This is a genomic window from Streptomyces sp. NPDC102274 (assembly GCF_044766385.1).
Lineage (GTDB): Bacteria > Actinomycetota > Actinomycetes > Streptomycetales > Streptomycetaceae > Streptomyces.
In genome coordinates, this window is record NZ_JBIWLW010000001.1 from 518167 (window position 1) to 526234 (window position 8068).

Annotated in this window: 4 protein-coding genes and 1 pseudogene; 4 read left to right on the plus strand and 1 reads right to left on the minus strand. The window is 71.9% G+C overall.

Going from position 1 to position 8068, the window contains the following annotated elements:
- The first annotated feature begins 27 nt into the window (after positions 1–27).
- Both ACIRQP_RS02345 and ACIRQP_RS02350 read left to right on the plus strand, forming a co-directional pair.
- A complete protein-coding gene (locus ACIRQP_RS02345; RefSeq protein ID WP_403882046.1) occupies positions 28–1056 on the plus strand; it encodes an ATP-binding cassette domain-containing protein in 1029 nt (342 codons plus the stop codon).
- The gene (locus ACIRQP_RS02350) at positions 1053–1913 is read left to right on the plus strand and encodes an ABC transporter permease (RefSeq protein ID WP_403882050.1); all 861 of its coding nucleotides are present in this window, start codon (positions 1053–1055) and stop codon (positions 1911–1913) included. The genes ACIRQP_RS02345 and ACIRQP_RS02350 overlap by 4 nt, the downstream gene beginning before the upstream one ends.
- A 121-nt stretch (positions 1914–2034) precedes the next feature.
- On the opposite strand, the gene ACIRQP_RS02355 is transcribed toward ACIRQP_RS02350, so the two are convergent.
- On the minus strand, positions 2035–5586 hold the full coding sequence (locus tag ACIRQP_RS02355; RefSeq protein WP_403882053.1) for an AfsR/SARP family transcriptional regulator: 3552 nt from the start codon (positions 5584–5586) through the stop codon (positions 2035–2037).
- A 342-nt stretch (positions 5587–5928) separates the two neighbouring features.
- Between ACIRQP_RS02355 and ACIRQP_RS02360 the strand changes: the two genes are divergently transcribed.
- Entirely contained in the window at positions 5929–6738 is an 810-nt protein-coding gene (locus ACIRQP_RS02360) for a site-2 protease family protein (protein ID WP_403882056.1), read from the plus strand.
- A 135-nt stretch (positions 6739–6873) separates the two neighbouring features.
- A pseudogene (locus tag ACIRQP_RS02365) lies at positions 6874–8068 on the plus strand (IS1380 family transposase); the annotation flags it as partial.

An 8068-nucleotide genomic window follows, 5' to 3' on the forward strand; every position in this document is an offset into this window, starting at 1 on the left:
GTCGGTGGCGGCTGGTCCACTGGTGTCATGACGCGAATCGACAAGAACCCCAACGGCAGCCGCACGGGCAACGCCGTCGAGGTACGGGGGCTGGTCAAGCACTACGGCGGACCACAGGGCACCCGGGCTCTCGACGGAGTGGACCTCGATGTGCGCGAGGGCACCGTGCTCGGTGTGCTCGGGCCCAACGGCGCCGGCAAGACAACGCTCGTCCGTATTCTCTCCACACTCGTCCAGCCCGACGCCGGGACCGCGATGGTCGCCGGGTACGACGTACTGCGCCAGCCGCGCCAACTGCGCCGCACCATCGGTCTCACCGGGCAGTACGCCTCGGTCGACGAGAAGCTCTCCGGCTGGGAGAACCTCTACATGATCGGCCGGCTGCTCGATCTGTCCCGCAAGGACGCCCGCCGCCGCGCCGACGAACTGCTGGAGCGCTTCTCCCTCACCGAGGCGGCGAAGAAGCCCGCGATGCAGTACTCCGGCGGTATGCGGCGCCGGCTCGACCTGGCGGCCTCGATGATCGGCCAACCGTCCGTGCTGTATCTGGACGAGCCGACCACCGGGCTCGACCCCCGTACCCGCAACGAGGTCTGGGACGAGGTGCAGCGGATGGTCGCGGAGGGGGCCACCGTCCTGCTCACCACCCAGTACATGGAAGAGGCCGAGCAACTGGCCAGCGAGCTGACGGTCATCGACCGCGGCCGGGTCATCGCCAACGGCAAGGTGGACGAACTGAAGGCGAAGGTCGGCGGCCGTACGCTCCAGATCCGGCCCGCGGATCCGGCGCAGCTCCCCGCGATGGCACGGGCGATCGCCGAGACCGGGCTCGACGGCCTGGCCGGCACGCAGGCCGTCCCGGACGAGGGCCTGCTGTACGTACCGATCCTGAGCGACGAGCAACTGACCGCGGTCGTCGGCCTGCTGGGCGAGCGCGGCTTCGGGATCGCCCATATCGGCACCCATCTCCCGAGCCTGGACGAAGTGTTCCTGGCCATCACCGGCCAGAAGACGGCCTCCGTGTCCGACACCACACCCGAGGAGGTCGCGGCATGAGCACGACGACCACACTGCCCACGTCCGCGCCCGAGAAGGCACCCGCGCCGTCGCCCGCCATCGCCGCCGACGAGGGCCGGATCGGATTGCGCGCCAACCTGCGGCACATCGGCGCGCTGGTGCGCCGCAACGCCCTCCAGATCAAGCAGGACCCCGAGTCGATGTTCGACGTCCTGCTGATGCCGATCATCTTCACGCTGCTGTTCGTGTACGTCTTCGGCGGCTCCGTGGGCGCGAGCCTCGGCGGCAGCCGCGAGGAGTATGTGAACTATGTGATCCCGGGTCTGATGGCGATGATGGGTATGAACATCGCGATGGCCGTCGGCACGGGCGTGAACGACGATTTCCGCAAGGGGGTCATGGACCGGTTCCGTACGATGCCGATCGCCCGGTCCTCGGTACTGATCGCCAAGATCGTCGTCGAGATCGGCCGGATGCTCGTCGCCACCGCCATCCTGCTCGGCATGGGCTTCCTGCTCGGCATGGAGATCAAGACGTCGGTGCCCGAACTGCTCGGGGCCGTCGGTCTGTCCCTGGCGTTCGGCGCCTCGCTGATGTGGATCTTCATACTGCTGGGGCTCACCATGAAGACGGCGCAGGCCGTCCAGGGCGTGGCGATGCTCGTCCTGATGCCCCTGCAGTTCGGCTCGTCGATCTTCGCCCCGCCGTCCACGATGCCCGGCTGGCTCCAGGCGTTCACCGACTACAACCCGCTGTCCAATCTCGCGGACGCGGCGCGAAGCCTGATAAACGGCGGTCCTGTCCTGCACTCGATGTGGATGACGCTGGGGTGGGCGGCGGCGATCATGGTGGTGACGGCGCCGCTGGCGGTGGCCAAGTTCCGCAAGAAGTCCTGAGGTCCGGGACCGGTCGGGCCCAGGACTCCGGGACCTGTCCTGACCAGGACTCCGGGATCCGTCGGGCCCAGGACTCCGGGTCCCGTCCGGACCAGGACTCGACAGATCCGGGACGGCGGATTCAGCATCCGGCGAGAGCGGTGGCCTCCTCCAGAGTGAGGCCGCCGCCCTCGGCACGGGCCTCCTCGAACGCGGCGTCGCCGAGCACGCCCACCACGGTCTCGCGCGCGCTCCTCCCGATGTACCGCTCCGTGAACGTGGGGTGGTGCCCGGCGGGCGCCAGCGTCTCGTACGCGCCGATCAGCCGGGCCGCGTCCCGTCCACGCTCCCGGTCGCCCGCTTCGGCGGCCAGACCGCCCAGCGCCCAGGCGACCGTCATCAGATGGACCGCGGGCATCTCGGGGGCGACCATCAGCGAGAGCGGCGACAGCGCCGCCTCCACGGCCGTGCGGGACTCCTCCAGCGCCGCGGCGTAGCGGCCGTCCGCGCAGTCCAGCCAGGCGAAGACGCCGTGGACGAAACCCTCGAAGATGGCCAGCGTCTCGGAGCGGAACACAACGAGCAGACGGTTGAGTTGTTCCCGCGCCTCGTCCCCGCGTCCGGTATGGCCCAGCCACAGCGCGAGAAAGAGCCGGGCCGCGGGCTGCGCCTCGTGCCAGGTGTCGCGCCCCTCGGCCAGCACCTCACGGAGGATGCGCTCGCCCTCCTCGCCCCGGCCGGTCTCGAACATGGTCGCCGCCAGCCGGGAACGCAGCAGCGCGGCCTGACTCTGTGCGCCGAGCCCTTCGGCGTGGGCCATGGCGGCCCGGTAGTCGTCGGCGGCGAGGAGGTACTCCCCGGCCCTCTCCCTGGCCTCTCCCCGCGCGGACAGCGCCTCCGCGGCGCCCCAGGCGTCGCCGAGCCGCTGAAAGATCTCCAGGCTGCGGTCGGCGTCCCGGCTCGCGTCCTCGGCCCAGTCGCTGCGGTTCGCGAGGATATTGGCCCGTAGATGCAGCGCGCCGGCCAGCTCCCACTCGTAACCGAGCCTCTCGCAGGCCCGTACGGTCTCGTTCACGACCCGTCTCAGCTCGTTCGGATCCCCGGTGAGCATGTACGCGAAGACCCACAGCGTGCCGGGGAACCGGCAGGTCTGCGGAAGCCCCGGGCGGTAGGTGTCGGCGACCTTGCGCAACCACGCGAGCCGCTCGGGTGTGGTCCAGTTCTCCGCGTCGTGATTCATGCTGGCGATCCCGATCAGCCGCACCTGGCGCCGGGCCTCGTGGAGCAACTCGGGTGTCATGGGCGGTGGCGCGTCGGTGCACCGCTGCGAGAGGGCCGGAGCCGGCTCCACGGGCGGGGCGAACGGGTCGGGGCCGAGAGCCCCGGCGGCCTCCGCCCAGTGACGGGCGTCGGCGCGCAGATCGAGCATCTGCCAGAGCCAGGCGAGGGAGAGTACGAGACAGAGCGCCTCGTGCTCGTCGCGGGCGGCGACGGCACGGCGCAGCGCGGTGCGCAGATTCTCGTACTCCAACTGGAACCGGGCGATCGCGGCGTGCTGGCCGGGGCCGCGAAGTTCGGTGTCGGTGGTACGGGCCAGCTCCCGGTAGTACACGAGATGCCGGCGCTCGGCGGCGGCCCGGTCACCGGCCTGGTCGAGCCGCTCGGCGGTGTACTCGGCGACGGTTTCCAGCAGCCGGTAGCGCATGTCGCCGTCCGGCGCGGGGGCGGCGACGACGAGGGACTTGTCGATGAGCGAGCCGAGGAGCCGGGCGACGTCCTGGGACGCGACGACGTGTGTGGCGGTCTGGGCGTCGCGTGTGGCGCCCGGGGCGGCCGTACCGTCGGTGGCAGCCGGGGCGGCCGTACCGTCGGTGACGGGTGGGGCGGCCGTACCGTCGGGGGCAGCCGCGTCGTTCCTGTCGTCCAGGCCTTCCGGGCCGGCCGGTTCATCCGCGCAGACCGACTCGGCGGCCGTCAGTCCACAGCCGCCCGCGAAGACCGACAGCCGCCGCAGTACCGCGCGTTCGGACGCGTCGAGCAGGTCCCAGGACCAGTCGACGACCGCGCGCAGCGTCTGCTGACGCGGCAGAACGGTCCGGCTCCCGCTGGTCAGCAGCCGGAAACGGTCATCGAGCCGATCCGCGATCTGACGCGGAGTCAGCATCCGCAACCGCGCCGCCGCCAGCTCGATCGCCAGCGGCAGCCCGTCGAGACGACGGCAGATCTCCGCCACCGCCTCCGGATCCCCCGCCGGATCGAACCCCGGCCGCACCGCACGGGCACGCTCCGCGAACAGGCGATGCGCCGGATCCGGCGGCAACGGCTCCACCGGCCGCACCGACTCACCCGGCACCCCCAACGGCTCACGACTGGTCGCCAGGATGGTCAGCTCCGGACAGCGGGCGAGCAGTTCCTCGGCGAGAGCGGCGGCAGCGCCGATCACGTGCTCGCAGTTGTCGAGGAGCAGCAGCATGCGCCGGCGCGCGCAGTGCTCGGCCAGCCGTACGAGCGGCTCACCGGCGTGCCGGTCGGCGGCCCGCAGCTCCTCGGCCCCGGCACCCCGCAGTACGGTCTCCCGCGCTCCGAGCGCGGTCAGTACGGCCTCGGGCACGGTCTCCGGATCGTTCACGGGCGCCAGTTCGGCGAGCCATACGCCGTCGGGCCACCCCTCGGCCATCAGCTCCGCGGCCTCCTGCGAGAGCCGGGTCTTCCCCGCTCCGCCGGGGCCGAGCAGGGTGACGAGCCTGGCGCGGCCCAGATCGCCGCGGATGTCCTCGATGTCGCCTTCGCGCCCCACGAAGCTGGTCAGCCGGGCCCGGAGGTTGCCGGGCGGCGCGGCGGGGCGCGGAGCCCGGACCGGTGGGCGGATACGGTCGGGCGGCGTGGCGGTCGTACGGTCGGACAGCTCGCCGCCCCCGGCCCCTTCCTCGGACCCACCGCTGCCGCCGGAGCCGCTGGCGCCACCGGGCCCGCCGGCGCCCTGGAGCAACTCCTCGTGCAGGGCGCGCAGCTCCGGGCCCGGGTCGGTGCCCAGGCGGGCCGCCAGCGCCCGGCGCACCCTGTCGTACGCGGCCAGGGCCTCGGCCGGGCGCGCCGCGTCGCGCAGGGCGCGGATACGCAGCGCCTGGAGCGGCTCGTCGAGCGGGAACTCACCGCAGAGCGCGGCCAGTTCGGGCAGCGCCTCCTCGGCGCGACCGAGGGCGAGCGCGGCCGTGAGCCGCGCCCTGCGGGCCTCCAGCCGGAGGGTCTCCCAGCGGGCCGCCCCGGTCGTACGGTCGGGAAGGTCGGTCAGTGCGGGACCGCGCCAGAGCGCCAGCGCCTCGTCGAGAAGGCTCGCCGCCTTGGTCGGGTCACCGTCCGCCAAGGCCCGCGCGCCCTCGGCGGCGAGCCGGCCGAAGCGGTGGAGATCCACATCCTCCTCGTCGGCGCACAGCCCGTAGCCGCCCTCCGCGGAGGAGACGGCCGCGGGGCCGAGCGCCCGCCGCAACCGCCCGACCAGCGCCTGGAGCGCCCCCACCGCGTCGGCGGGCGGATCGCCGTCCCAGACCTCGGCGACGAGCTGGCCGACCGGCACCGTACGGCCGGGCCGCAGGGCGAGCACCGTCAGCAGCGCACGCAGCCGCGCACCGCCGAGGGCGACGGGGGTGCCGTCGTCGTGCAGTGCCCGTGTGGTGCCGAGGAGCCGATAGCGCATCCGCCCATTGTCCGTGACGGCGTCCAGGAAGGCCGCCCCGGCATGAGAGGCCGGGCGCATGGGTGGGGCGGCCTCTTATTCAGTCGCGAGTCCGACCAGCACGCCGGTCGCGTCGCGCCGGTAGCCCTCCCGCCGGGACGCGGGCGGCCGGCCTCCCCCGGAACCGGGAACCGTTGGCGAGACGTTATCGGCGTGCCGGACGTTCCCGTTCTGTCAGCTGTACGGTCGGGCGACGCCGACCGCCGTCCCGCACCGCTCAGGGCCGGGCATCCGACCACCGACCCGCGCCGCTTACGGTAAGGCGGTCCGACCGCCGTCCCACGCCCCCGAGGAGACCCACCCATGACCACCGCCTCCTCCCGCCGCGGCGACCGGCGGATCTCCCCCGTCTTCCTGGGGATCGCCGCTGTCACGGCTGTCGCGGGCTGGGCCGTGTGGACGGACTTCGCGGCGAACATCCGGATCGCCGTCTTCCTGTTCGTCGTCGGCGCCTGGATCGTCTCGCTCTGTCTGCACGAGTACGCACACGCCCGTACCGCGCTGCACAGCGGGGACATCTCGATCGGGGCGAAGGGCTATCTGACGCTCAACCCCCTCAAGTACACGCACGCGCTGCTGTCCATCGTGCTGCCGGTGGTCTTTGTGATCATGGGCGGTATCGGTCTGCCCGGCGGCGCGGTCTTCATCGAGCGCCAACGCATCCAGGGACGCTGGCGGCACAGCCTGATCTCGGCGGCCGGCCCGCTGACGAACGTACTGTTCGCCCTCGTCTGCACCGCGCCCTTCTGGCTGAACGCCCTCTCCGGCGTCCCGACGGGCTTCCGCTACGCCCTCGGCTTCCTCGCCCTGCTCCAGGTCACCGCGGCGATCCTGAACTTCCTGCCGGTCCCGGGCCTCGACGGCTACGGGGTGGTCGAGCCCTGGCTCTCGTACACATTCCGCCGCCAGGTCGAGCCGTTCGCCCCGTACGGACTGCTCGCCGTCTTCGTCCTGCTCTTCTTCATCCCCGAGGTGAACGCGGCCTTCTTCGACCTGATCCACGCGATCCTGCGCGGGCTGGGGGTCTCGGAGCTGGACAGCTACTGCGGACGCGATCTCTTCAGCTTCTGGACCACGAGGGACGAATTCATCTGCGGCGCGGTCGGGCAGTAGCGGCGGCGACGGGCGGGCAGGCCGGGCCGCCGAGCCGCCGCTAACCTCGCCGTTTCGCTTGGGGACGGCTGGTTATGGGGTCGGAAACCCGAAAGTGCCTTCCTGACCTGGGACGATGAACCTTGCTGAGGGGTTCTGTCGGTCCAGGCGGAGGGCACTTTCTACGTGCAGACTATCGGGTTGCGTCCCAAGGTCCAGGTCAGTGCCGATGGTTCGGGGGTGGTCGGTCATGCCGGGGCACGGTTGCTGGCTGATCTTGCCGATGCCACCGGACTGACCAGCGCGTGCTCCACCGCGTTGGGACCACTTCGGCGACGCGGCACCGGCCACGACCCGGGCCGGATCGCCACCGATCCGCGGTGATGCTGGCTGACGGCGGGGAGGCCATCACGGATCTGGCCGTGCTCCGGGACCAGGGCGAGGCGTTCGGCCCGGTCGCCTCGACACCCACGGCCTGGCGGCTGCTCGCCGACATCGACGAGACCGGACTCGCCCGGCTGCGAGCGGCCCGCGCCCAGGCACGAGAGGTCGCCTGGCTGCAGGCCGCCGAGACCCGCTGCGGAATACCGGCAGTGAAATCCGGCGGACGGGAACCGCCCGGCCTGGTCCTGGACCTCGACGCCACGCTGGTGACCTGCCACTCCGAAAAAGACCAAGCCGCACCCACCTATAAAGGCGGCTTCGGATTCCACCCTCTGGTGTGTTTCTTGGCCAACACCGGCGAGGGCATGTCCGGGCGGCTGCGGCCCGGCAACGCCGGAGCCAACACCGCCGCCGATCACATCGCGGTGCTGGACGACGCTCTCGCGCAGATCCCCGACGCCCACCGGCACGGCACCGACATCCTCGTCCGCACCGACAGCGCCGGATCGGCGAAAGCCTTCCTCACCCACGTCCGAGACGTGCGGATACGAGGAATCCGCACCTTCTTCTCGGTCGGATACGCGGTCACCGCACCGGTCCGCCGCGCGATCCGGGCCCTGCCCGAACAGGTCTGGCACCCCGCCCTGGACCAGGACGGAACACTGCGTGCCGGCGCCGAGGTCGCCGAGCTGACTGGCATGGCCGACCTTGCCGGCTATCCGGACGGCACCCGCATCATCGTGCGCCGCGAGCGACCGCACCCCGGCGCCCAACTGTCCCTGTTCGACCAGGACGAGGGCCTGCGGCACCAGGCCTTCCTCACCGACACGCCGTTCGCCAGCGGGGGCTCCGCCCAGTTTCTGGAGGTCCGCCACCGCGGACACGCCACCGTCGAGGACCACATCAGGTGCGGCAAGACCACCGGCTTCGGCCGCTTCCCCTCCCGCCACTTCCTGGTCAACGCCGC

Bases quoted from the DNA above. Each gene is read 5' to 3' on its own strand.
- ACIRQP_RS02345 (WP_403882046.1), top strand. From the start codon at position 28: ATGACGCGAATCGACAAGAACCCCAACGGCAGCCGCACGGGCAACGCC.
- ACIRQP_RS02350 (WP_403882050.1), top strand. From the start codon at position 1,053: ATGAGCACGACGACCACACTGCCCACGTCCGCGCCCGAGAAGGCACCC.
- ACIRQP_RS02355 (WP_403882053.1), bottom strand. From the start codon at position 5,586: ATGCGCTATCGGCTCCTCGGCACCACACGGGCACTGCACGACGACGGC.
- ACIRQP_RS02360 (WP_403882056.1), top strand. From the start codon at position 5,929: ATGACCACCGCCTCCTCCCGCCGCGGCGACCGGCGGATCTCCCCCGTC.